General features: G+C 53.6%; 19 protein-coding genes. 12 read left to right on the forward strand and 7 right to left on the reverse strand.

The window, feature by feature from the left end:
- The first annotated feature begins 1,074 nt into the window (after positions 1 to 1,074).
- Positions 1,075 to 2,415, forward strand: a complete 1,341-nt coding sequence (mtaB, locus tag EU556_RS14000; RefSeq protein WP_135434778.1) for a tRNA (N(6)-L-threonylcarbamoyladenosine(37)-C(2))-methylthiotransferase MtaB — start codon at positions 1,075 to 1,077, stop codon at positions 2,413 to 2,415.
- Positions 2,416 to 2,507: 92 nt separating this feature from the next.
- On the opposite strand, the gene EU556_RS14005 is transcribed toward mtaB, so the two are convergent.
- Entirely contained in the window at positions 2,508 to 3,146 is a 639-nt protein-coding gene (locus tag EU556_RS14005; RefSeq protein WP_135434779.1) for a hypothetical protein, read from the reverse strand.
- Positions 3,147 to 3,938: 792 nt separating this feature from the next.
- The gene (locus tag EU556_RS14010) at positions 3,939 to 5,177 is read right to left on the reverse strand and encodes an ABC transporter permease (RefSeq protein WP_135434780.1); all 1,239 of its coding nucleotides are present in this window, start codon (positions 5,175 to 5,177) and stop codon (positions 3,939 to 3,941) included.
- Positions 5,178 to 5,407: 230 nt separating this feature from the next.
- Here EU556_RS14010 and EU556_RS14015 point away from each other — a divergent pair, with 230 nt between their 5' ends.
- Positions 5,408 to 6,685: an asparagine synthetase B gene (locus tag EU556_RS14015; RefSeq protein WP_135434781.1), complete on the forward strand. Its 1,278-nt coding sequence runs from the start codon at positions 5,408 to 5,410 to the stop codon at positions 6,683 to 6,685.
- Between the two features lie 67 nt (positions 6,686 to 6,752).
- Here the strand turns inward: EU556_RS14015 and EU556_RS14020 are convergent, their stop codons facing one another.
- Positions 6,753 to 7,121 (reverse strand): hypothetical protein, encoded by a 369-nt coding sequence (locus EU556_RS14020; RefSeq protein WP_135434782.1) that lies wholly within the window; start codon positions 7,119 to 7,121, stop codon positions 6,753 to 6,755.
- A 354-nt stretch (positions 7,122 to 7,475) separates the two neighbouring features.
- Between EU556_RS14020 and EU556_RS14025 the strand changes: the two genes are divergently transcribed.
- On the forward strand, positions 7,476 to 9,356 hold the full coding sequence (locus EU556_RS14025) for a glycoside hydrolase family 2 protein (RefSeq protein ID WP_135434783.1): 1,881 nt from the start codon (positions 7,476 to 7,478) through the stop codon (positions 9,354 to 9,356).
- 93 nt (positions 9,357 to 9,449) lie between these two features.
- Here EU556_RS14025 and miaE read toward each other — a convergent pair whose 3' ends face one another.
- The 3 genes from miaE to lpxK form a co-directional block, all read right to left on the reverse strand.
- A complete protein-coding gene (gene miaE, locus EU556_RS14030; protein WP_135434784.1) occupies positions 9,450 to 10,058 on the reverse strand; it encodes a tRNA-(ms[2]io[6]A)-hydroxylase in 609 nt (202 codons plus the stop codon).
- Positions 10,059 to 10,125: 67 nt separating this feature from the next.
- Complete coding sequence (locus EU556_RS14035; RefSeq protein ID WP_135434785.1) at positions 10,126 to 12,150, reverse strand: putative porin; 2,025 nt, start codon at positions 12,148 to 12,150, stop codon at positions 10,126 to 10,128.
- Positions 12,143 to 13,201 (reverse strand): tetraacyldisaccharide 4'-kinase, encoded by a 1,059-nt coding sequence (gene lpxK, locus EU556_RS14040; RefSeq protein ID WP_135434786.1) that lies wholly within the window; start codon positions 13,199 to 13,201, stop codon positions 12,143 to 12,145. Before lpxK ends, EU556_RS14035 begins: the two co-directional genes overlap by 8 nt.
- A 225-nt stretch (positions 13,202 to 13,426) precedes the next feature.
- Here lpxK and EU556_RS14045 point away from each other — a divergent pair, with 225 nt between their 5' ends.
- The 5 genes from EU556_RS14045 (at position 13,427) to EU556_RS14065 (ending at position 18,973) form a co-directional block, all read left to right on the forward strand.
- Positions 13,427 to 14,098 (forward strand): uracil-DNA glycosylase family protein, encoded by a 672-nt coding sequence (locus EU556_RS14045; RefSeq protein ID WP_135434787.1) that lies wholly within the window; start codon positions 13,427 to 13,429, stop codon positions 14,096 to 14,098.
- Between the two features lie 103 nt (positions 14,099 to 14,201).
- Positions 14,202 to 15,305: a Nif3-like dinuclear metal center hexameric protein gene (locus EU556_RS14050; protein WP_135434788.1), complete on the forward strand. Its 1,104-nt coding sequence runs from the start codon at positions 14,202 to 14,204 to the stop codon at positions 15,303 to 15,305.
- A complete protein-coding gene (locus EU556_RS14055) occupies positions 15,295 to 16,044 on the forward strand; it encodes a zinc ribbon domain-containing protein (RefSeq protein ID WP_135434789.1) in 750 nt (249 codons plus the stop codon). The genes EU556_RS14050 and EU556_RS14055 overlap by 11 nt, the downstream gene beginning before the upstream one ends.
- A gap of 58 nt (positions 16,045 to 16,102) precedes the next feature.
- Complete coding sequence (locus tag EU556_RS14060; protein ID WP_135434790.1) at positions 16,103 to 17,638, forward strand: tetratricopeptide repeat protein; 1,536 nt, start codon at positions 16,103 to 16,105, stop codon at positions 17,636 to 17,638.
- A 45-nt stretch (positions 17,639 to 17,683) separates the two neighbouring features.
- Positions 17,684 to 18,973: an anthranilate synthase component I family protein gene (locus EU556_RS14065; RefSeq protein WP_135434791.1), complete on the forward strand. Its 1,290-nt coding sequence runs from the start codon at positions 17,684 to 17,686 to the stop codon at positions 18,971 to 18,973.
- Between the two features lie 40 nt (positions 18,974 to 19,013).
- Here the strand turns inward: EU556_RS14065 and EU556_RS14070 are convergent, their stop codons facing one another.
- Positions 19,014 to 19,652 carry a chloramphenicol acetyltransferase gene (locus tag EU556_RS14070; protein WP_135434792.1) on the reverse strand — a complete coding sequence of 213 codons (639 nt, stop codon included), beginning with the start codon at positions 19,650 to 19,652 and terminating at the stop codon, positions 19,014 to 19,016.
- Positions 19,653 to 19,721: 69 nt separating this feature from the next.
- On the opposite strand from EU556_RS14070, the gene EU556_RS14075 reads away from it, so the two are divergent.
- From EU556_RS14075 to EU556_RS14090, 4 genes are all read left to right on the forward strand, one after another.
- On the forward strand, positions 19,722 to 20,417 hold the full coding sequence (locus tag EU556_RS14075; protein ID WP_135434793.1) for an HAD family hydrolase: 696 nt from the start codon (positions 19,722 to 19,724) through the stop codon (positions 20,415 to 20,417).
- A gap of 196 nt (positions 20,418 to 20,613) precedes the next feature.
- Positions 20,614 to 22,074 carry a tRNA (N6-isopentenyl adenosine(37)-C2)-methylthiotransferase MiaB gene (gene miaB, locus EU556_RS14080; RefSeq protein WP_135434794.1) on the forward strand — a complete coding sequence of 487 codons (1,461 nt, stop codon included), beginning with the start codon at positions 20,614 to 20,616 and terminating at the stop codon, positions 22,072 to 22,074.
- A gap of 174 nt (positions 22,075 to 22,248) precedes the next feature.
- A complete protein-coding gene (locus EU556_RS14085) occupies positions 22,249 to 23,586 on the forward strand; it encodes a sigma-54 interaction domain-containing protein (protein WP_135434795.1) in 1,338 nt (445 codons plus the stop codon).
- Positions 23,567 to 24,109, forward strand: coding sequence for an LptE family protein (locus EU556_RS14090; RefSeq protein ID WP_135434796.1), 543 nt, complete (start codon positions 23,567 to 23,569; stop codon positions 24,107 to 24,109). The genes EU556_RS14085 and EU556_RS14090 overlap by 20 nt, the downstream gene beginning before the upstream one ends.
- Positions 24,110 to 24,200: the final 91 nt, after the last annotated feature.

Raw genomic sequence — 24,200 nt, forward strand, 5'->3', positions numbered from 1 at the left:
CTCGTTCGAAGAAGGCACTGTGACTACTCGGTTAGCAGTCGGTGGCTGGCGTTTGCCGCGCTTCCAAGCGAAGCGGGCGACAAAGGTAAGCCGGTATTTTCACTTGGCCAACTTTTTCGGTGAAAAACTTTCTCACTTTTTGTTGGACTCACTCGCTTCCGGTTGAAGTGGGCTGCAAAGATACTGCTTTGTTTTCTTCGTTTGCAACCCCGAAGGCAAAAAAACTTTTTCGCTTTCGGTGTTTCCCGCGCCCTGGGCCACTTTCTGGCCGGAAGCGGGGTGCAAAGGTAAGAAGCTTTTTTGAACCAGCAAGCGAGAAGCAAAAAACTTTTTTTCTGTCTCATGTACCTCGGCGCTTCCGGCTGAAGCGGGGTGCAAAGGTACGCAGAGCGTTTCTGCTTTTCCTAGTGCGCCGCGCAACTTTTTCTGCGCCCGGTTCGTAGCCCGCCTCCGTTTGATTTGGGAGTGCAAAAGTCAGCCTTTCATTTCGCTTTTGCAAGCCTAATAGAGAAAATTTCAGGTGCCGTAGGATGCGTCTAGCCCCCTCCTTCTCTCCGTAGGCTGTGGCATAACTACTTACGTAGGGCAGTTGGTTTACTGAGAGATGAAAAACTTGTAGATTCCTCTTGGGGAACGTCAGTATAGGCTAAGCTTACTATAGAATAGGTGTATCATGATACCTATACCCTTAACCTTGTAGTAAGAACCAACTATGCTCACAAACCAGATCACTGTTGTCTTACATGAAGGTATACCAGAGCTTAAGCTATCAACTCACCTTAGTTGTATAAGGTAATGCTGGAACCTATTCATATTTATGAAGACAGCATATCGTTTTGAACTCACAGCAAGCTCATGGGTAACGCATTTATCTATACTACACCAGAATTAGTAGGTGGATAAGTTGAAATACGGCTCTGCTGGTTTTCCAGTGTTAACTTTGCAGAAGGGAAGTTCATTCATTTCACCTGTTAGACTCCTTAATAAGGAGTGATCAACTGAATTAATACCTGTCACTTGTTGGTTATGGCCTAGCTGTTTTGTGAGGCTGTAAGGAAAGAGGCAGTAACATTTATGGAAAAAAGGAAAGTTGCCTTTTATACATTGGGCTGTAAGCTCAACTTCTCTGAGACTTCTGCGATAGGTCGGCAGTTTGAGGAGCATGGCTTCGAGAAGGCGGCTTTCGAGGAAGCGGCAGATATCTACGTTATTAATACTTGCTCTGTGACGGATCATGCAGATCGCAAGTGTCGTAAAGTGGTAAAGGAAGCGCTTAAGCATAATCCGGAAGCGTTTGTGGCTATAGTTGGCTGCTACGCCCAGCTTAAGCCACAGGAAATTGCTGAAATACCAGGTGTGCATGCTGTACTAGGAGCAGCGGAGAAATTTCAGCTTGTAGAGACGTTGGCCGGATTTCAAAAACCCGCGGCCGGCCAACCGGGTCAAGTGTACGCCTCCCCTATCAGCGAAGCGACGGAATTTCATGCAGCGCATAGCTATGGCGACCGGACTCGCACTTTTTTAAAAGTGCAGGATGGTTGCGATTACTCATGCTCTTTTTGCACCATCCCACTAGCTCGGGGTAATAGCCGCTCAGATTCTGTGCAGAGCGTAGTAGACCGCGTGCAAAAACTGGCAGAGACAGGGGTTAAGGAAATAGTGCTGACTGGTGTAAACCTCGGTGACTTTGGCCTGCAAGGACCTGAACGCGAAAGAAAAGAAAACTTCTATGACCTAGTGCGGGCCCTGGATGAGGTAGAAGGCATTGAGCGTTTCCGCATCAGCAGCTGCGAGCCAAACTTGCTATCTGATGAGATAATCCGGTTTGTGGCTCAGTCTAAGCGGTTTATGCCTCACTTCCACATTCCGCTACAATCAGGGTCTAATAAGATTCTTGGGTTGATGCGCCGCCGCTACCGCCGAGAACTCTATGCGGAGCGGGTTAAGCTTATCAAGGAAGTTATGCCCCATGCTTGCATCGGGGTAGATGTCATTGTTGGGTTCCCAGGAGAGACTAATGAGGAGTTTCTAACTACTTATCAATTTTTAAATGAGCTGGACGTAAGTTACCTACATGTCTTCCCGTATTCAGAGCGAGAAAATACTCTGGCTCCTACCCTACCAGGCCGCGTTCAGGACCGCCACCGCCATGAGCGCACAACCCAACTACGGAGCTTATCAGAAAAAAAGAAGCGGTACTTCTATGAGCAGCACGTTGGCTTAGAAACCATTGTGCTGTTTGAGGATGATGTGACTAATGGTCAAATGGAAGGCTTTACACCTAATTATATTCGGGTGACGGCTAAGTACGACCCGTTGCTGGTAGGTGAGTTAAAATATCTACGCTTAAGCACTTTAAACCCGCAGAACTTAATGGAAGCGGAGGAAATAGGCCTAGAGGTTTTTCAGCATTAGCTCTTTATATATCTTAAAAAGCAACGGGCCCCGACTCCTATAGTAGGAGTCGGGGCCCGTTGCTTTTTAAGATGCTGCAAAACACTTACTGACTAGCGAGCGAGTTGACGCTGCATGAGATCCATCATTTGCTGCATAAGACGCTGCTGTTCCTGCATATGTTGATTGCGAAGTTCAGCCATGGCTAATTGATGAGCCATTTGTTGTGTGTAAAGAGCCGTTTGCCAGCTTGTATCTGGGGCGGAAGTTACTGCTGCTGGAGCTACAGGATCGGGGATGGTCGGAGAGGGAGCAGTAATTTGAGCGACGTGTGTTGCTGCTGATGGCTCCGCCACTGGCTCAGGCGCTGGTACCTCTGCACTGCTAATAGAAGATGGTGCTGGCGGAGTTGCAACAGATGTAGTACGAAGTGGGGCCGACTCTGCTCTTATTTCCGTTTTAGCCGACTGGCCTACAGGATCAGGAGGCGTTGCATCAGAAGTAGTAAACATAGAGCCAGCACCTTGCAATAACCAATCTTTTGATACATTTGGATATACTTCAAAAACCTTACACAAAAGGTCATAACCAGGCTTATTTCGCTCATCCACAAGGTGTTGTATCACGGTAGCAGTTTTATCCAACGATATAGCAAATGCATTTTTGGATATACCTAATTGTGATATTAACTGCGAGAAGCGTTGTCCGACTGTTGTGTTACTCGTCATAAATCCTCCATGTTCAATACCCAAATGTATATAAAATACATGACTCAAACTTATGTATGCCTTTTTTTGATTTGCGGTGACTTCACTTTAGATCTAATAGCCTCTCTATTTTATTGGAGCCAGGAAAAACTATGGCTTACCATTCTACACGCTCGTAGAATGGGAAAGAGTTCTACAAGTCATAGCAATGTTAACTAAGACCTGCGGCTAAGAGAGATGCTTCTGTGCAGGCAGACCTTCCGCGAATTATGTAACTGCCCGGAATCAAGCTATGGCAGCAAATAGATTCATGATACCTCATGCTGTTTTTACAGCTCCGTAGGTACCAGTTAATGAAGCAAAGAGTTTACCCTGGTAATCCAGGGCTCACAGCAAGTAAGCAGCTATAATTAGAAATACCTCAAGTGTGAGGCTAGCTTTCAATGACATTTATTGATGATTTTATCCTTTTCTCAAATTGTGTGCTGCTTAAGCTAAAACTGAGTTCTTGCCCGACGTTTATTTATGCCTTTGGATAATCACCCTTGAAAAGCTGAAACACCTGTATAGATTGACGCTGAAAACGGACAGCTAAAAGAACTGTCAGGCTGCTAGAATGCTGTTGAGTGAATACTCCAGTTAGCTGTTTTAATTAATCCTGTGCCGCAAATAAATCAGGGGGCCGCTATAGCACGCTATAATCCCCAGATAAAATAATAACTCGTCAGACTCCTAGGAGCTGCTAGTAGTGTTGAAGGTATGCCTTTTAACAAGAGGAGAGAAAGGCAAGCCATATGGCCCCCATACTTGTTGGCAGACTACTCCCCTACTGACTTGCTATTCGTAACGCAATGACTCAATTGGGTCGAGGCCGGCGGCTTTACTGGCGGGATAATAGCCCGATATTAAGCCCACAGTTACGCAGATAACCAAGCCTACCATCATCCACAACCACGGCACAATAAAAGCGCCGCTGCCCACCAGCGCTGACACGCCGTTGCCCATTCCTACACCAAGCACAATCCCGAGAGTACCGCCCATTACACAGATAACAATGGCTTCAATCAGAAACTGTTGCCGGATCTGAAGGGAAGTAGCCCCAAGGGCTTTACGTATTCCAATTTCGCGGGTGCGCTCTGTTACGGATACCATCATGATATTCATGAGGGCAATACTTGCTCCAAGCAGTGTGATAAAGCCTACTAGGAAGCCCCCAATCCGCAGGTTTCCCGAAAGTGAATCGAGTTTACCAGCCAGAGAGTCGCTGCGCTCCACCTCAAAACTATCCTCCTGGCCTAGGGCATCGTGACGCACTGAGCGCATAATGCCCGTTGCTTCTCCCGTGATGTAATTCAGCATATCGGGATTAAGCGTAGCGGTTTTGATATCGTAGGTTAGTGCCCGCTGACGTGGGAGCTGGTTGCCCGTTTCCAGCGGAATGAGAACAAGCCGGTCGGCGCCGCCCCCACCCATGGTGCTACCACTTTTTTCCAACTGGCCTACAACCAAAAAACGGCGGCCTAGCATATACACATATTTATCAATCGGGCTTTGATTGGGAAAAAGCTTGTCTTTGACTTCTGCTCCGACAATGGCCACATTGGTGCCGCTTTCCAACTCAGACGCGGAGAAAGAACGGCCACTGGACAGGTTATAATTCTGAATCAGGAGGTAGTTTTCGTCTCCAGCCACCACTTGCATATTGGGGTTAGTTTTCTCTCCATTTGCCTTTACCTCAACCGCTCCCGCAATAAATGTAGAGATGCCCACCTTGGCTTCGTCTCCCACGCGCTGCTTGTACTGCCGGGCTTGCAAGTAGGTAAGAGCCGGATACGTTTTTTGCTGAACGCCACCGCGCCGCGACCGGTTATTGTATCCCTTGGCTTTGATTTCAAATGAGTTGGCCCCGAGACTGGCAAACGTCTGGTTCAGGGAAGCTTTGATAGCATCAATAGCAGTGAGAATGCCCACTAACGACATAATGCCAATGCTCACAATAAGCGCCGTAAGGATGGTACGCAGCAGATTACTATTAATGGAGCGAAACGCCTCTTTGATGTTTTCCAGCAGATGCATAACGACGGCAGCAAACGGATAAAGCCAAGGCGATTCAACCGCCTAACCTGCTCAGCGGGGCATTTGGCCGCCGTGGCAGGTCTCGCAAGGTAGGCGGTTTGCGCTAAACTCCCAGCCGCTTTCGTTACCTTTAAATCAAGACGCGACTTTGCTCTTAGGTCGCTGTACTTTGGCTGACGAGGTAGTTGCTGAACTACCGCAAGGCCATCATCCTTTACGCCGGAATTTCTATGTACCTCTCGCGTCTGTTTGCTGTATTGCTGCTGCTGGCGGGCTGCCTAGGCCTCCCTACCCTGGCTCGCGCCAATCATATTCTTATTCCGATGGATGCCAACCAGAAGGAGCACCTCAAGGCATACGGGGTGGCCTACTGGCTGCTGGGCAAGCAGGTGGAGGTAGATTGGCTGCTGAATTACCGGGGCGGCGCCTTTGCGTGTGATGTAGTGCCAGGAGCTGAAAATGAATTGGCTGTGCGGGGCGTCACCTATCAGGTAATTAGCGAGGCACAGTACACTTCCATTCTCTCCGAAATAGCGGAGCCAAACGCCAACATGGACGTGATGAAGCTGGAGAAGGTGCCCAAGATTGCGGTATATACGCCCAAGGGCAAGCAGCCCTGGGACGATGCTGTGACCATGGTGCTGACCTACGCTGAAATTCCGTACACCCAGATCTACGATGACGAGGTGTTGCGCGGCGACCTACCTAAGTATGACTGGCTGCACCTGCACCACGAGGACTTTACGGGGGAATACGGGAAATTTTATCGCAATTACCGCTACCGGCCGTGGTATCAGCAGCAGCAGCGCGATTCTGAGGCAGCCGCCAAACGCAATGGCTTTGCTAAAGTAAGCCAGATGAAAGGCGCCGTGACGGTGAAAATGCAGGAATTTATTGCGGGCGGCGGCTTCATGTTCGCCATGTGCTCCGCCACCGACTCGTATGATATTGCGTTAGCTGGCCTAGGCCTAGATATGGTGGCTGAAATGTATGACGGCGACCCGGCCGACCCGCAGGCCCAGCAGAAGCTGAATTTTAACCGCACGCTGGCATTCCAGAACTTTCAACTGGAGCGCGACCCACTGGAATACGAATACTCCAACATTGACATGCAGCCCGCCGAACGTGGCGTGTATGAAGACAACGATTATTTCCAGTTGTTCTCCTTCTCGGCTAAGTACGACCCAGTGCCTACCATGCTCACGCAAAACCACGAGCGCACTATTAAAGGCTTTATGGGCCAGACTACAGCCTTTCGCAAAAGCTTAATTAAGCCCGATGTGGTAGTGATGGGAGACAACAAGGCTTCGGGCGAAGTCCGCTACATGCATGGCACTCTAGGCAAAGGAACCTGGACATTTTATGGGGGACACGACCCAGAAGATTATCAACACATGGTAGAGGAAGAGCCCACCGACTTGGCCCTCCACCCTAACTCGCCGGGCTATCGTCTGATTCTGAATAACATCCTCTTTCCGGCGGCCAAAAAGAAAAAGCAAAAGACCTAGGCCACTTCAGCCGCTGCTGTTCCCAGAAAAAAGCCTCTTCACACGTGAAGGGGCTTTTTGCTAAAACTTACTTGGTGAGCTGAACGATTTGGCGCGGTAATGCAGGCAGGTCGGTGGTCTTTTCCGGGTCCATATCCATTGTCAGCTCTACCATTACGGGCTGCCCTTTGGCCACACCGTAGGCAATCAGTTCGTAGGTCATACCGGTTTCTGAGGGGTAGCTCAATCGAAAGCCTTTGGCGGCCTGGCCTAGAATGAGACACTCTAGCGGCTGCCGTTCAGTGTGCTTGTGCTTTTTTTCAATTTGGCGCACAAACTGCTCGGGAAAGTCAGTAAGCATCTTGTAGTCTAGATACATCCACGTCATTTGGTATCCTTCGCAGCGCACTTGGTACTTAGAATCGGGTGTGCAGCCTGCAGGAGTGGGAATATCCATTCCGCAAAAATTGATGCTGTTACTAGGTGTTTCTGCTTGACCAAGGGCTAGCATAGGCACACTTAGCAAGCTAAGGAGTAGCAGTTTTTTCATGTAGGCACAGGCAAGGAAGGAGGGCTAATATAGTAAGGCTTTGCGGGGGCAGCCCAATCGGCGCGTAATATTCCCATGTAATACCCTGCTGGCATGAGCGAAGGGACTCATGGTGTATTTGTTCTGCTACGGCATTATCCAAGCGCCGCGGAAATACGTTAGTACAATAATCTGCCACGGTAGGCTTTACTACAGTAGCCCTGCTACTGGCCTACACTGACGCTGCTTTTCCGGATTCTGTCACGAACGCCCTGCCTCTGCATGAACGCTGATCATCCTAACTATGGCCTTTCTACCAGCACAACCGAGAATGTGCGGGCTGCTGAACCCATTACCAACCCCCTGCCCCGCGCTGTACTGCGCATGAACAACTACTTGCTGTTAGACGGCGAGTGGCGTTTTGCTATCGATAATGAGGACGTGGGTATTGATCAAAACTGGGCGCTAGGCCACACCTACGAGAAAACTGCCTCGTGGCCTGGCTCGGTAGAAGAGCACATTGCAGAGGCAAAAGGCTTATGCACGCCTTCAAGTTGGCATGATAAAGTAGTGGTGTGGTATGAGCGCGAGTTTACGTTGCCAGCCCTCGATAAGGAGGAAGGCCGCTCTATGCTGCAAATCACGTTTGGCGCCTGCGGCTACGAAACCCGGGTGTGGCTGAACGGCACGCTCCTGAGCACAATTGAGGGCGAAGACGTGCATTATGGTGAGTATACGTCTTTCACCTACGAGCTGCCCGAGGAGCTGCTACACCTCTCCAACCGCCTCACCGTTCGCATAGCCGACACAATGGACGCCGAAACTCCGCGCGGCAAGCAAGAGTCGCACGTGTATAAGCGCGGGGGCATCTGGTACCAAACCTACACTGGGGCGGTCCGGAGTGTATGGCTGGAAATGGTGGAACGCAACCGGTTACGCTCTAGAGTGGGTATAGTAAGCATAGTGGAAGACCACTTGGTGCGCTTTAACCTGACACTACGAATTCATGACCCTGGCGCGTACACTATCCGGCTGCGGGTGTGCGAGCGAGGTGCCCCAGCTTCGGCAGAGCCCATTGCAACCTCCGACTTTCCACTGAACCTGCCGGCGGGCCAGATACATCAGCGGGTAGTGATGGAAGTACCCAATGCGCAACTCTGGTCGCCAGAGGCCCCTAATTTATACCGCCTGGAAGCGCAGCTGATAGATTCAGACGGGTATGCCGCAGAAATTGAGGCGCACTTTGGCCTGCGTAAAATTGAAGCCCGGGGCCGGTACATCTACCTCAATAACGAGCCTACCTACCTCGATGGCATTCTGTATCAGCCAGGTACCGCTACTTATGAGGAAACCAAGCGCCACATGTACGCCATGAAGGAGCTGGGCTGCAACCTCGTGCGGGTGCACATTGCCGGCGTTGATCCACGGATTTACAACTTGGCCGATGAGCTAGGCTTATTGCTGTGGGTGGAAGTGCCCAGCCCTCACAGTTCTACCTCCCGCAGTCGAGCTAACCACCGGGCCGAGCTACTGCGCATGGTAGAACTCATCGAAACCCACCCCTCAGTGGTAATCTGGAGCTTGTACAATGAAGATTGGGGCGCTCAAGACATTGCGACCAACCAAGAGACCCGCCAGTACATTGTCGATATGTACCATTACATGCAGATCAAGTATCCGCAGTTTCTGGTAGTGGATAATGACGGCTGGCACCATATTTCCTGGGAGGGCCGCCTAAAATCTGACCTGCTCACGGCCCACCTCTATACGCCTGACCTGGGCCGCTGGCGGGAACTGCTCGACCGGTTAGTACACGGCGAGATGGAGGGTACCGCGGCGTTTCCACTGGTAGTTGGCGACCCGTTCTTCTACCGGCGTCAAGTACCGTTGCTGGTGAGCGAGTGGGGTGGCTTTGGCTTTTCCGATTACGGCGGGCCACAAGACGCCGAAGCCCGCACGACGAACATCCGTGCCTTCAAGCAAGAACTTCGGCGGCGCGATATTGCGGGCGACGTATATACCCAAGCCACCAATATTGAGGATGAACGTAACGGGCTGCTCGATTTTCAGACTGGCGAGCTAAGTGTACCGGCCGGCCTGCTCAACTCACGCAACCAGGAGCAAATAACCCCTACTGGGCTCGTAGGCCAGCCCGCTACCTGATAGCTTCATTCCTTACATGACACCGGCCCCGGTCCTGCTCAAAATCCAGAAGCAGAGCCGGGGCCGGTGTCATGTAAGGAATGAAGCAGTGGCCTAGTGCATCCGGTCGTCGCGGACAGGGAGATTAACGATGATTTCGCCTTCAATCTTTAGCAGCTCCTGCAGGCGCACATCCACCTCTTTAGGGTCGCAGTATTCCTTGGCCAAATCAACGTAGCTCACGAAGTGGCCCGCTTCCGATACCATCAGCTCATAATAAAACTTAGAGAGTTCAGGGTCGGGAATGTGCTTCCACAACAACTTGAACCGCTCACAGCTACGGGCTTCTATCAGAGCACTTACCAGTAGCGTATCCATCAGCTGCCGCTCCCGGGCGCCGCCCTTCCGGATGTGGGTCATGAGCTGCACCACATACTCGTCGCGGCGAGGCTTACCCAGCTCATGCCCGCGCTTGCGTAGCTCTGCCAGCACCCGCTCAAAGTGCGACCACTCTTCCGCCACCAGCAGCGTGAGCTCGTCTACAAGCCGAGTTTTCTCCGGGTACTTTACAATCAGGCTAATGCCCGTGCTGGCCGCTTTCTGCTCGCAGTACGCATGGTCAACCAGAATATCTTCAATGTTTTTGCTGGCAATATCCACCCACCGTGGGTCGGTGTTCAGCTTCAGCTTTAAGATGGTTTTCTCTTTTCCTTCGGGATGCATAGCACTTAGGCGTTCATGGCTGATTGTAGCCCGATGAGGAGTAGATCATCTGACTACTCCTCAACAATCAATTGAAAAATTGCCACCGGATACCGAACTGAAGTCGGCGGGGCAAGCCGGCGTAGTACGGCGTAGTGTAATATCCCGACTGCGGCAGGAACTGGTTGACGTAGGCCATCTTGAAGAACACATTCACCGTTTTGATGTCGGCACTCACGAACACGTCGGCAATGGGAGTGTTACGAATGGTAAAGTGGTCCTGGAAGAAAAACTGCTGAGTAGTGGGGTTGTAATCGTATGGCTTCCAGCGCGACTGGAAATAGGCCTGCACACCAAACTGCCCAAACAAGGCCTTTTTAAACACATATCCCTGGAAATACAACCGCGACTCCCCTACTAGCCAAGGGAAACGTAGCCCTTCAGTGCCGTTCAATACCTTGGTGTAGGTAGCTTGGTTATCAAAGAATAGGTGGCCTACGTTGAGTTTGTGTTGAGCCGTAAGACTTACTATCTGACGTGAATCCGTAAGCTGAGCCGGCACTGCTTGCCGATTGTAGTACACAAGGTTAGACACGTTGGCAAAAGCACCAACAAGTTGAGCGTACTGATTACCGAACTTTTGATTTATCGCACCTTGCACGTGCTGCACTTGGGTATTATTAAAGCTCTTGTTATACCAAACAGCGTGATTTCCCTCGAATCGCTGTTCTGTTAGAGTAGGAGAATAACTGGTAATGAGTCCATCTACACGCACCGGACCTAGGTTTGTGTTTCCACGAAAGATGTATTCTGTCTTTTTTAGATTAATAATCTCTTTGAAGTTCTGCGGCACTTTTACCTCTCCTGAAGTTTGAATTTCAAACTGTTTGTAAGTGAAACCAGCAGACCCACCGAGGAAAAACTGCGTGGCGCGCACAGAATCTGCCGGGTAGTTTAACTTTTCAACCGTAATCGTATTGCTACCGTAGCGTGAGCGGGATTCTAAAGAGTACGTCCGCTGCTTACCGTAGAGCCGGTAGGCCACAGTAGGGGAGTTACCCATTACCCCTACAGTATTTTCAATCTGGCGAAAATCAGCACGGTCATCGGTAATGGTATTACTGAACCGCCGCAGATCGTAACGAAATGTGCCCTGCCGACTAGGAATGGCAGATTGCGTGACAATCAACTGATCGTCAAAGTATTTGTTCTGACGACGGGTCCAATCGGCAATGTGATACGCGGTAAGGCCCCGGCCTAGCAACCGGTAGGTATGGGCCAAATGCACTTGATCTCGATCATCTCGATTAACAGCATTAGTTAACCGAACCTCTTCTCGCTGATAATCAAACAGCTTCGAAAGATCTACCTTCTTTCCATCTGTGCCTTCTAACATATCAGTCGGCAAGGGAATAATCCCCCCCTGCTCCACGGCCCGGTGCCGGGCCGTGGTTAAATTGGCCATTAGGTGGTAGCGGTCGTCGGAGGTTTGATAGCGTACAAACAGCAGAAAGTTGCTGTGCTCTACCTGCCCGGCGCGGGTGCTTTGAACGGCCACTGCTTTATTCGACCCAAACCGTTCGTAGGCAAATCCCACGTTTAAGTCCTTTTTAAGGCTGCGGGTGTAGCCAAGCTCAAAAATCTGCTCGTAGGGATTGCCCTGATGGAAGCGGAAGAACGTGTAGGGCGAGCGGGTATCGTAATACGGAATGGTGGAGGCATTGCGCACGTAACGGTCGAAGACGTTGCGGCCCAAACGGGCTCCTATCTCCGTGTTCGGCTGCCAGAGCAGGTGGCGGGAGGCCGTTCCAAAGTTGCCTAAGTCTTGATAATACGCCGAATCGTGCACCCAGTAGCGGTTTTGGGGCAGGCGCGTGAGCGTGGTATCAATCATGCGGCCTACGGTATCACCGCGCATCATATCGGCTTCACGCAGGATGAACGTGGTGCGGGCTCCGTACCGGTTTTTAGTGGAGTCGTCGACGATCTGAGCCCGGGCGGCGGGTAACAGGGCCGGCACTCCTCCCAGCAGCAGGGCCATCAGGAGCAGCAGACGCAACCAACAGATAGGCCTAGCGGCCAGAATTAGCGGAATCAGGGGTAAATCAGACAACAGCGTGGGGCTGAAAGTAGGGTATCAGAAGCTCCAGCAGGCGGGCGTCGCCGTCGGCCAGGAGCCGGACATCAATGGGAAGGTAAAATACGGGCAATTGCCTGACAACTGCCGCCAAAGCTGGCTCCAGCAGGCGGGCGGCGTCTTTCTGCGTGGTGAAAACGCTTTGGCCGGGCGCTAATTGCGCAGCCACAGCGGCAATTTCTGCTTCCGTGAACACATGGTGGTCGGGGAAGCGGGCGTGGTGCACTACACGGTAGCCAGCCATTTCCAGATACTGCCGCAAGGGCTCAGGCTGGGCTATGCCCGTGAGCAATAACACTTCGGTCCCAGTTGGCTCTGGGGCTGCGCCTACCGGTACAGGCGCCCCGTACTCGTATGTAGAGAACAGCACTGGCACGGTAGGCCGGGCGTAGCGCCGGATGCGGCGGGTAATATCCTGGCGGCGAGCTTCGGAAAGCAGCGGGTCGCACTTCGTGACCAGAATCAGATCCGCCCGTATAGCCCCGACTCTACTTTCCCGAAGGCGCCCGGCGGGCAGCACCCAGTCCTCGAAAAAAGGCCGCTCTTGTTCCGTGAGCAAGATATTGAAGCTAGGCCGCACTTTTCGGTGCTGGTAGGCATCATCTAGCACAATTACGGAGGTAGCTGGCGCGTCGGAGAGCAGTTGCCGGATGCCGGCCACACGGTCTTCACAAACGGCCACGGGCACCGCTTGCTTAAACTGCTGGAATTGTTGCAGAGGCTCGTCGCCGATAGTGGCGGCCGTGTCGGTACCCGTAGCGAAGCGGTAGCCGCGGGTGCGCCGGCCGTAGCCGCGGCTAAGCATGGCCGGCGACTGGCCTAGCTGCTGCAGCACCGTAATCAAGTGGGCTACGTGGGGCGTTTTACCAGTGCCTCCTACGCGCAGGTTGCCCACGTTCAGCACCGGCACTTCAGCAAATGCCACGGTGGTATTCAGGCCCGTGCGATACAGCAAGTTGCGCACAGCCATAACACCGGCGTAGAGCCAGCTTAGGGGCAGCAGCAACACAGTGAGCAGAGAAGGCACGGGTGAGTAAGCAAATTTTAGTGGCGCAAAAATAACGGGTAACGCATAGCATCGGGCGACAGGCCTAGATATATCTGGTGCTAGCCTCTGTTATATGCGGCCTAGATCTGTGTGCAGATAAGCATTAAGCGCCTCGCTTGAATGTTTGCACTGAGGCCCTTGCGGTAAGCTAGGCCACTAGCGTGCAGCTTCTGCGTACAAGCAGTTCGCCTCCACCTTTCCTATATGTTTGCTGACCGTTTGCTGCGCCACTTAACTGAGTTTCCGTCACCGCCCACCCTGCCCGAGGATGTAGAGGCCTACAGCCCTTACCAAGACGCTACCCCGCGGGAGCTTTTCACGCAGTTTGCGCAGCGCCACTATAAAGATGATCAGCCCAGAGTAGCCCTACTGGGCATCAACCCTGGGCGGTTGGGCAACGGTCGCACCGGCGTAGCCTTTACCGACCCAGTGGCCTTATCAACCTGGGGCATTGCGAACGACCTACCGCGGCGCCGGGAGCCATCCAGTGAGTTTGTGCAGGCCGTGGTGCTGGCCATGGGCGGTCCGACGGCCTTTTACGAGCGGTTTTTCCTGGGGTCTCTCTACCCCTTAGTGCTTTTGCGGCATGGTCTGAACTACAACTTTTACGACTCCGTAGCCGTGACAAAGGCGCTGTGGCCGGATATTCAATTATCAGTGCGGCAGCTGGTGGAAGAAGTAGGCTTGGCCCGGCATGCCGCCGTCTGCCTGGGTCAGCGCAACGGTAAGTACTTTCACAAGCTCAATGAGGAATTGCAGCTCTTCGATCACATTCATGTGCTGGACCACCCACGTTATTTGATGCAGTACAAGCGCAGAGCCCTGGCTGATAACGTAGCGAATTATGTGCGGGTGCTTGATGGCCTAATCAGTTAGTGTTGTATAGATAAGTACTTCTTAGCTCCGGCTAGGCCTATAACAGCCCCAGAAATTGCCTAAACTAGGAGCTGATTGCCACCTTGCCGTACTTTGCTACCCTATGCCCGTAACCATTCAAGACTTAGCCCGCGTACTCGAACGCGCCGCTCCCCTGGCCTATCAAGAATCCTACGACAACGCCGGACTGCAGTGCGGCGACCCGTACATGCAAGTGCGCGGGGTGCTTATTGCCTTAGATTGCACCCCAGCCGTGGTGGACGAAGCTCTGCGCCGCGGCTGCAACGTGGTGGTAGCTCATCATCCAGTAGTGTTCAAGCCTCTCAAGCGCCTCACCGGCGCAAACGAAGTAGAGCAGACCATTATTAAGGCTATCAAAAACGATGTGGCTATTTACGCAGCCCATACCAACCTCGATAATGTGCTGCTGGGCGTTAACCGCAAGCTGGCCGACAAGCTAGGTCTGCAAAATTTGCAGATTCTGGACCCCAAGTCGGGCACCTTGGGCAAGCTCGTTACTTATGTACCACCAACCCACACCGAGGCAGTGCTCCAGGCTCTGTATCAGGCTGGGGCTGGGCAGGTAGGTGAGTACTCGGAGTGTAGTTTCCGGATGGAAGGCACTGGCACCTTTACACCCGGAGCTGGCACCAACCCCCATACTGGCACTCCGCTGCAGCCCGAAACTACCCGTGAGGAACGCGTAGAAGTTCTGCTGCCCCTACACCTGCAGGGCGCTGCGCTGCGAGCCTTGCGGCAAGCTCACCCTTACGAGGAAGTGGCCTACGAGCTCATCAAGCTGGAAAACACGCACCAAGATGTAGGTTCCGGCATGGTGGGTGACTTGCCCGAGGAGATGAGCCCCCGGGAATTTCGCCGGCGCCTGCGCGAGGCGCTGGGTGTACCGGTGGTAAAGCACACAGAGTTCGAGCGGCCCATCAGGCGCGTAGCTTTGTGCGGCGGGGCAGGCAGCTTTCTGATTGGCAAGGCCCGCGCCGCCGGCGCCCAGGCTTACGTAACCGGCGACCTAAAATACCACGAATATTTCAGTGCCGAAGGCCGCCTGATGCTCTGCGACGTAGGCCACTTTGAGAGCGAGCAATTCACGGGGGAAATCTTCCGGGATTTGCTTACCGATAACTTTGGGAGTACTTTTGCGCTCTTAACTGCTGAGACCCTTACCAACCCCGTCCGTTATGATTTCTAATCCCTCCGCGGAAAATACCGTTGCCAGCAAGCTGGAAGCCCTTCTGAACCTGCAGCGCATCGACTCGCAGCTCGACGAAATCCGGCGCGTGCGTGGCGACTTGCCAGAAGAGGTTCGTGACCTGGAGGACGAAATTGCCGGCTATGAGGTGCGCGTGAGCAAATTCGACGAGGAAATCGCCGGGCTTAACGAGCAGATCAAACAGCGCAAGCAAAACGCCAAGGACGCCGACGGCCTCATTAAGCGCTACGAAGACCAACAGCAAAACGTCCGCAACAACCGCGAGTACGAGGCTATTGCCAAAGAAATAGAGCTGCAGAAGCTGGAAATCCAGATTTCTGAGAAGAAAATCAAAGAAGCTCAGTATCAGATTGAGCTCAAGAACAACGACATCGCAGGCACCAAGCAGCGCTTGGAAGAGCGTAAGAAGGACCTTACCAACAAGAAAAGTGAGCTCGACGTTATCGTAAGCGAAAGCGAAGCCGATGAAAAGAAGCTTATGGACGAGCGTGAAGGCGCCGTGCAGCCTGTTGAGGAGCGCCTGCTGATGGCCTACACCCGGATTCGGGGCAACGTACGCAACGGCTTGGCCGTGGTAACGGTTAAGCGTGATGCCTGCGGTGGTTGCTTCAACACGGTGCCCCCTCAGCGCCAGGCCGATATCATTGCCCACAAGAAAATCATCGTGTGCGAGCACTGCGGCCGCGTGCTGGCCGATGTGGAAGCCCGCATCTCGTAATTTTTAGTCTCTTGACACACGAAAAAGAACGGCTCCCGGGCCGTTCTTTTTTTGCCCTATGGGAAGTATTGCGCAGATACGCAACGGATTGAGTAGCAGCCGGCAGTGGATAGTCTGCCTGCTACTTGTTGTTGCGTTTCTGCGCCTAGCGCATAGTGCCCCATCCCAAGAGGCCTATCAGGTTGAGTTAGCCCCCACATCGGTAGCACTCTCGAGTCAGCAAGCCCGTGCTTACGCGGAGGTGCTAAAAATGCGGCCCGGAGCCGCGCGCAAATGGCTGAAGGGCGCGCCGTCAACCGCCGGAACCCTGCTCATAGCCGATTGCCTGGAAATAACGGAGCTATTGGTAAGCCAGGATGCCACCCGCTACGAGGCCGCAGTAGAGGCCCAGGACCGCCGCCTGAGTGCCCTGGATAAATCCTCGGAGCCCGGGGCCTTGCGCGCCTACGCTCGGGCCGAAATTCGTTTGCATCAAGCCGCTGCCCAGGTGGTGTTTGGCCATGAGGTGCAGGGCGCCTGGAGCCTGCGCCAAAGCTATCAGCAGATGCAGGCTGTGGTGCAGCGCTATCCGCAGTATTTGCCCGCTCGCAAAACGCTGGGCATGCTCCAATTTTTTATTGGGTCCTTGCCTGAGAGCTATCGGTGGTTTTTGAAGTTGCTAGGCCTGCCAGGCAGCGTAGAAACGGGCCTGCAGAATCTGCGCTCGGCTGCCACCCAACCCAACGACTTTCAGCTGGAAGCCCGCCTGATTTTAGCTCTGCTGGAGGAAACGTACTACAAAAAGCCGGAAGCAGCGCTGCAGCTAGTAGAAACCCTGCACCGCCAGCAACCCGACAACTTGCTGCTCAGCTACCTGCTAATCAGCCAGCTCAAAAAGCAACATCGTACCGACGCCGCCCTGGCGGCCTACCGCGCTAGCCCAGTGGGCGCCGACTACCTGCCCTTGCCTTATTTGCACCACATGGCCGCTGACCTGCTGCTCTATCAAGGCCAGTACGCCGCCTCCACGCGGGCTAACCAACAGTTTCTGCAGTTGTATCGGGGGCAACACTACCGCAAGGATGCCGCGTTTAAGCTATACCTAGCCGCGTGGTTGGCTGGTGATGGGGCCACCGCAGAGAAGTATCGGCGCCAGATTAACGCTAGCGGCCGTACGGTGCTGGAGGAAGACAACTATGCCCAGCGATTTTTTGAGGAGAAGTTGCCCCTCAACCGCACACTTACAAGGGCTCGCCTGCAGATTGACGGTGGCTATTACCGCAGTGCGCTGGCTACCTTAAACAGCTTTCAGCTAACCCAAACTACGCCCCTGCGCGACCGGCTGGAAGCCCCCTACCGGCGGGCCCGTGCCTACCACCTCCTAGGCCACCCCGACTCGGCCCGCTTGTATTATGCCCGTACTATTGCGCTGGCCGGGAATGCTCCCTACTATTTCGCGCCGCAGTCGGCGCTGCAACTAGGCTACATATACCAGGCGGAAGGTCAGAAGAATACCGCTCGGGCGTATTTCAATAAGGCCCTGAGCTATTCCAAACACGAGTACAAGAACAGCACCGACACCAAAGCCAAGCTCGCACTGAAGGAACTAGAGTAACGACCCTTGTTTAGCCGGACCGGGGCGGGCGGTTACCTTTGCGCTGTGCATTCCGTTCGTATAGCTGACCTTCCCCCCGACTTTCGTGCCCGCGCGTTGCGGTGGGCTGCGGCCTTTCCGTATTGCGCTTATTTTGAGCCAAACGATATTGCCTACCCCCAGGGCGCATTTACACGGCGGCTGGCCGTGCGGCGCACCCCGGCTTACTCACCGAGTAGCTTGGCAGAGCTCGAACAATGGCTAGGCCAGTCGAGCGAGGCACCACGCTGCGGACTGCTTACCTACGACCTAAAAAACGAGGTAGAAGCGCTACAAAGTCACAATCTGGACAACCTCAACTGGCCGGCGCTGCACTTCTTTGAGCCCGAAATGTGGCTGGAATGGCACAACGAGTCAGTTACTATTTATACGAACTCGCCAGAAGGACTCCCTGCTCCCGAGGTCCTGGCCCAGATTCTAGCTGCTAGGCCACTTGGCCCAGCACTAGCTCAAGTACCCGTTTTTCAAGCTCGCCTACCAAAGCCCAATTATTTAGATGCCGTAGAGGCTATTCGGGAGGACATTTTGAACGGGGAAGTTTATGAGCTGAATTTATGCCAGGAGTTTTACGCGGAAAGCGTAGCGTTAGAGCCCACGGAGGTGTTTTTGCGGCTCCTAGAGACGTCGCCCACGCCCTTCGCCGGCTTCTACCGCTGGCACAACCGGTACCTGCTGTGCGCTTCGCCCGAGCGGTTTTTACGGCGCCAGGGTTTTACATTGCTTTCGCAGCCCATTAAAGGCACTATTCGGCGCGGCGCTACTCCTGCCGCTGACGAACAACAGCGCTTAACGTTGCTGCACGATGAGAAGGAGCGTGCCGAAAACCTGATGATTGTGGATTTGGTGCGCAACGACCTAGCCCGCGTGGCCGAAACCGGCTCCGTAAAAGTGCCGGAGCTGTTCGGGTTGTATCCTTTCCGGCACGTCTGGCAGATGATTTCCACGGTGCAGGCCACGGCCCAGCCAAGCCTAAGCCTAGTGGAGGCGTTACGCGCCACCTTCCCCATGGGCTCGATGACGGGGGCACCCAAAATCAGGGCCATGCAGCTTATTGAGCACTACGAGCGCACTCGCCGGGGCCTCTACAGCGGCAGCATTGGGTACGTGCTGCCCAACGGCGACTTTGACTTCAACGTGGTCATCCGCAGCCTCCAATACCGGCAGGATACGGGCCACCTCAGCTTCCAAGTAGGCTCTGCCATCACCTACGATTCGGTGCCCGAGTACGAATACCAGGAGTGTCTGCTGAAAGCCCAGGGACTGCTAGATGTGCTCGGGGCTACAGTGAGCGAGTAAACAGGTGAAGGGGCCTAGCACCCTTCACGCCCTACCTCGCCTACTTGGTATTTCCCTTCAACCGCCGCTCAAATGCTGCCAGAAACAGGCCTACGTGGTAACCATCGGCCAAGCCGTGATGCACGTTGACGGAAACCGGCATCCAGGTGGCGCCATTTTCTTCGTAGAGTTGCCCGAAGGACAGTTTTGGGCAGCTGTCGGGATGCTGGAAGCTGCGAGCATGCGTGAGGCCGCTGAACCGGACCCACGGGAGAGCCGAGCAATGCAGCACATCGGGGCGCGCAGTAGACTCACTCAGGCGTAGGCCAGTACTGGTGCGCACGGCTTCCATTTCCGCAGTGGCCGCGGCCACGAAGTTCATAAGTTCATCGTGCTGCTCAATAAAGGAGAAGGAAAATGTATGATCCTCGCGGCCTAGCGTGGCTGAGGCGTGGACCCGGTCATACAAGAACACTTCCCCATTTTCAATGCGGGTACGAAACTCTGGCACCTCGTTGGCAGCCTGGACGGCGTGGTACAGGTAGTACAGAAAAAATGAAACCCCTAGTCGCTTGGCTTCGGCCTGAGCGCCTGTACATTCCACCGGTGCCACCAACCCGAAGAACGGTTCATCGAAGGCGGAGAAGAAGGCAAAATGGTCGCGGCGGTTCCAGGTGGCTAAGTCGATGCGCTGTTTCATAGGCGCTAAGTTCGGTAACTTTGATGCCTCGCGTAGCTTTTCTCGCGGTTTTCCCTGTTTCTCCGGCTTATGTCCGCTCCCCATCTCATTGCCTTCGACGCCGACGACACGCTGTGGTCAAATCAGCCTCACTTCGATGAGGTTGAAGCCCGGCTATTTAACATCATGGCCCACTGTGGCGACCCCGACTACATCAGCCAGCATCTAAATGCGGTGCAGCGCGAAAACATGAAGCTATTTGGCTACGGGGCTAAGTCGTTTATGCTCTCCATGATTGAAACGGCCATTCAGCTCACCGAGGGGGCCGTCACGGGCGTTTATATCCAGCAGATTCTCGACATGGGCAAGGACTTACTCCGCTACCCCATCGAGCCGCTGCCCGGCGTAGTAGAAGTTCTGACAGAACTGCGCCAGCGCGGCCACCGCCTCATGGTGCTCACGAAAGGCGACCTGTTTGATCAGGAAAGCAAAATTGCCCGGTCTGGCCTAGGCGATTATTTTGATCACGTGGAGATTGTCAGCGAAAAAGACGAGGCTACCTACCAGCGCCTGCTCACCCGCTACAGCGCCCAGCCGGAGACCTTCTGCATGATTGGCAATTCTCTCAAATCCGATATTATTCCGATAGCTCGCCTGGGCTTTCGCTCAGTACACGTTCCCTACCACGCCACTTGGATATTCGAGCGAGTAGATCCTGAAACGCTGACTGGCCTAGAGTTCCACAAAGTAGATGATCTGCGGGAAGTCTTGACCTACTTGCCCTAGCGGTGAATAAGTAGTTGAGTGAATTCATTTAGCTCAACTGATGCTGTTCAACCCATAATAAATTGGCATTAGTCACCTCACTCATTTACTCAATTACTGATACACTCCTACCCCTGCCATTCTGTCATTTTCGGCTTAAAAACGTTACCTTTGCTGTTCTCTGAACTGTGAAGCTGACGCCCGCGACGCCTTTCGTATGTCCCAACCGCTGATTACCCTCGACTTTCTTGATACTCCTGCCCTGCCTACTCCATCGGTAGAGGCAAGCACGCACGCACACGAGCCCTCGGGCGAAGTGCGCGTAAGCCCAGCTACCCGCACCGGCCGTAAGCGCAAACTCTACATTGAGAGCTACGGCTGCCAAATGAATTTCTCTGATTCTGAAATCGTGTCGAGCATCTTGTTTGAACAAGGCTTCGACACGACTGAGCAACTAGAAGGCGCTGATCTGGTGCTGCTTAATACCTGCTCCATTCGGGAGAAAGCCGAGCAAACGGTGCGCATGCGCCTGGCTCAGATCAATGGGCACAAACGGCGTAACCCCGGCCTGCTGGTGGGCGTGCTGGGCTGCATGGCCGAGCGTCTGAAAAGCAAGTTTCTGGAGGAGGAAAAATTAGTGGACCTAGTAGTGGGACCCGATGCGTATCGCGACCTGCCCCAACTGATTCAGCAAGTGGATGGTGGCCAAAAGGCCGTAAACGTGCTGCTGAGCCGTGAGGAAACTTACGCCGACATCACGCCGGTGCGCCTGAACTCAAATGGCATTACGGCCTTTATTAGCATCATGCGCGGCTGCGACAACATGTGCTCCTTCTGCGTGGTGCCCTTCACCCGAGGCCGGGAGCGTAGCCGCGACGCGCACAGCATCGTGCAGGAAGCCCGCGACTTAGTAGCTCAAGGCTATAAGGAAATTACGCTTCTAGGCCAGAACGTTGATTCTTACAAATGGGCTTCGGAAGATGGCTTAGAGCACGTAAACTTTGCCCAGCTGCTAGAACAGGTGGCCCTGGTAAGCCCTGAGCTGCGCGTGCGTTTCTCCACTTCCCACCCCAAAGACATCACCGACGAAGTGCTCCATACGATGGCGCGCTACGAGAATATCTGCAAGTACATTCACCTGCCCGCTCAAAGCGGTAACTCGCGGGTGCTCAAACTAATGAACCGCACCTACGACCGGCCGTGGTACGAGGAGCGCGTGAAAGCCATTCGCCGTATCCTCGGCGACGACTGTGGCATTAGCACCGATATGATTGCGGGCTTCTGCTCTGAAACGGAAGAGGAACATCAGGACACTCTGAGCCTGATGGATTTGGTGCGTTACGATATGGCCTACATGTTCTTCTACTCGGAGCGCCCTGGTACCCTGGCCGCCCGCAAGCTGGAAGACGATATTCCGTTGGAAGTAAAGAAGCGCCGCCTGGCCGAAATCATTGACCTGCAGCGTGAGCACAGCCGCGTGCGTAACCAGCGCGCTGTGGGCCGTGTGCACCGCGTGCTAGTAGAAAACTTCTCGAAGCGTTCTGATGAGCACCTGAGCGGCCGCAACAGCCAGAACCAGGTCGTAATCTTCCCGAAGAAACACTACAAGAAGGGCGACTACGTGGATGTGCTCGTGCACGAGGCTACCACAAACACGTTGCTCGGCGAGGCGATATAATTTCTTGTCATCCTGACCTTTCGCAGGGCGTTGTTTCGTAAAAGTGAGTGCCGTAGCAGCGGCCTGCTTTCTCCTAACAGACTCCTCGTTAGCTCAGGATGACGTGTTTATTCTGCGTTCCTCAAAATAAAAGCCCGCGCTTTTCGTCTTCCACACGAAAACCCACTTCCGACCTTGACTCCTTCCGAAATACAATCTATCAAGCAGCGCTTTGGCATCATCGGTAATGCTCCGTCGCTGAACTATGCCATTCAGGTAGCAGCCCAAGTGGCTCCTACCGACATGACCGTGCTCATTACCGGCGAGAGTGGTTCTGGTAAAGAATCGTTTTCCAAGATCATTCACGCCCTTTCCCCCCGCAAGCATGGGCAGTTTATTGCCATCAACTGCGGGGCTATTCCGGAAGGCACCATCGATTCGGAGCTATTTGGTCACGAAAAGGGCTCTTTTACCGGCGCTCAGGAGGCTCGTAAAGGCTACTTTGAGGTAACCAACGGCGGTACCATCTTCCTAGATGAAATTGGGGAAATGCCCTTGGGTACCCAGGCCCGCCTGCTACGGGTGCTGGAAAACGGTGAATTTATCCGGGTGGGTTCTTCGAAAGTACAGAAGACAGATGTGCGGGTAGTGGCTGCTACCAATGTAAATTTGCTGGACGCGGTGCGTGAAGGACGCTTCCGAGAAGACCTGTATTATCGCCTCAACACGGTGCCAATTACGGTTCCACCATTACGTGAACGAGACGATGATATCTACTTACTATTTAGAAAGTTTGCCACGGATTTTGCCGACCGCTACCGGGTAAAGCCCGTAACGCTTACGCCGGACGCCGTGCAGGAATTACAACGGTTCCGCTTTCCGGGCAACATTCGCCAGCTCAAGAACGTGGCCGAGCAGATGTCGGTGCTGGAGACGGACCGGGAGGTGGATGCCCGCCGCCTGCGCCAGTACTTGCCCGCTGATCAGAGCAGCCGCTTGCCCATGCTAGTGCACGCCGCCGGCAGCGCCACCGACGGGGCCGGCAACGCCTACTCTGAGCGCGACCTGCTCTACAAAGTGCTCTTCGACATGCGCCGCGACATGACGGACCTGAAGAAGCTTGTCTTGGATATGGCGGCTGGTCAGCGCCCCCAGGAAACCCAGGAGCTGCTGCGTCAAAACAGCCACCTGTTCAATAACCTAAGCGTAGGAGTAGCGCCCTACGATAATGGCCCAGCCGCTAGGCCACTTCGCCAGCCCGCCCCTGATGGCCCACCCAACGAGTACATTCTTAGTCCGCGTGACCTAGAGGTAGATGATGCCACTGAGTACGAAGACGAGGCTCACCGCGTGGAGGACATCACCCACGAAACAGAGGAGGAAACCTTGTCTCTGGAGGCGAAGGAGAAGGAAATGATCATCAAAGCGCTGAAGAAGCACCACAATAAGCGGAAGTATGCCGCTCATGACTTGGGTATTTCAGAACGCACGCTCTATCGCAAACTAAAGCAATATGACCTTGAACAAGCGTAGTGCCGGGGCTCCCTTTTGGCTGCTGAGTTGCTTTTTGCTGCTTTTAGCTCTGGGCGGCTGCAAGGTGTATTCCTTTAGCGGCACCAATATTTTGCCAGAGGTAAAAACCATTTCCATCGCCACGTTTCAAAACAACGCCAACAACGGTCCATCGTTTTTGGCACAGCGCTTCACTGAAGATTTCAAGGATTACTTTCAGCGCAATACCACACTTAAGCAACAGGCCCGCGATGGCGACCTACAGTTTGACGGTCAGATCATTGCCTTCGATTTCGCACCGGCCGCAATTCAGCAACAGAACAACCAGGACGTAGCCGGGGTCAACCGCCTAACCATTCAGGTGCGCGTGCGATACACCAACACTAAGGACCCTAAGCAGGACTTCGAGCAGACCTTTCAAAGCACCCGCGACTTCCCCGCCACGCGTGATATTTCCAGCATCAACAATGACCCTGCAGCCCTGCGCGAAGTATTCCGCAACATCATTACCGATGTCTTTAATAAATCGGTGGCCAACTGGTAAGTAGCGCTTCTCTGAATAAATTGATGCACTTTTGCCGCCCCTAGGCCAGTACCTACTACCTAGTTTATTGCCGTGCTCTCTGGTTTTGGAG

This window comes from Hymenobacter fodinae, from assembly GCF_004745825.1.
GTDB classification, from domain to species: domain Bacteria; phylum Bacteroidota; class Bacteroidia; order Cytophagales; family Hymenobacteraceae; genus Hymenobacter; species Hymenobacter fodinae.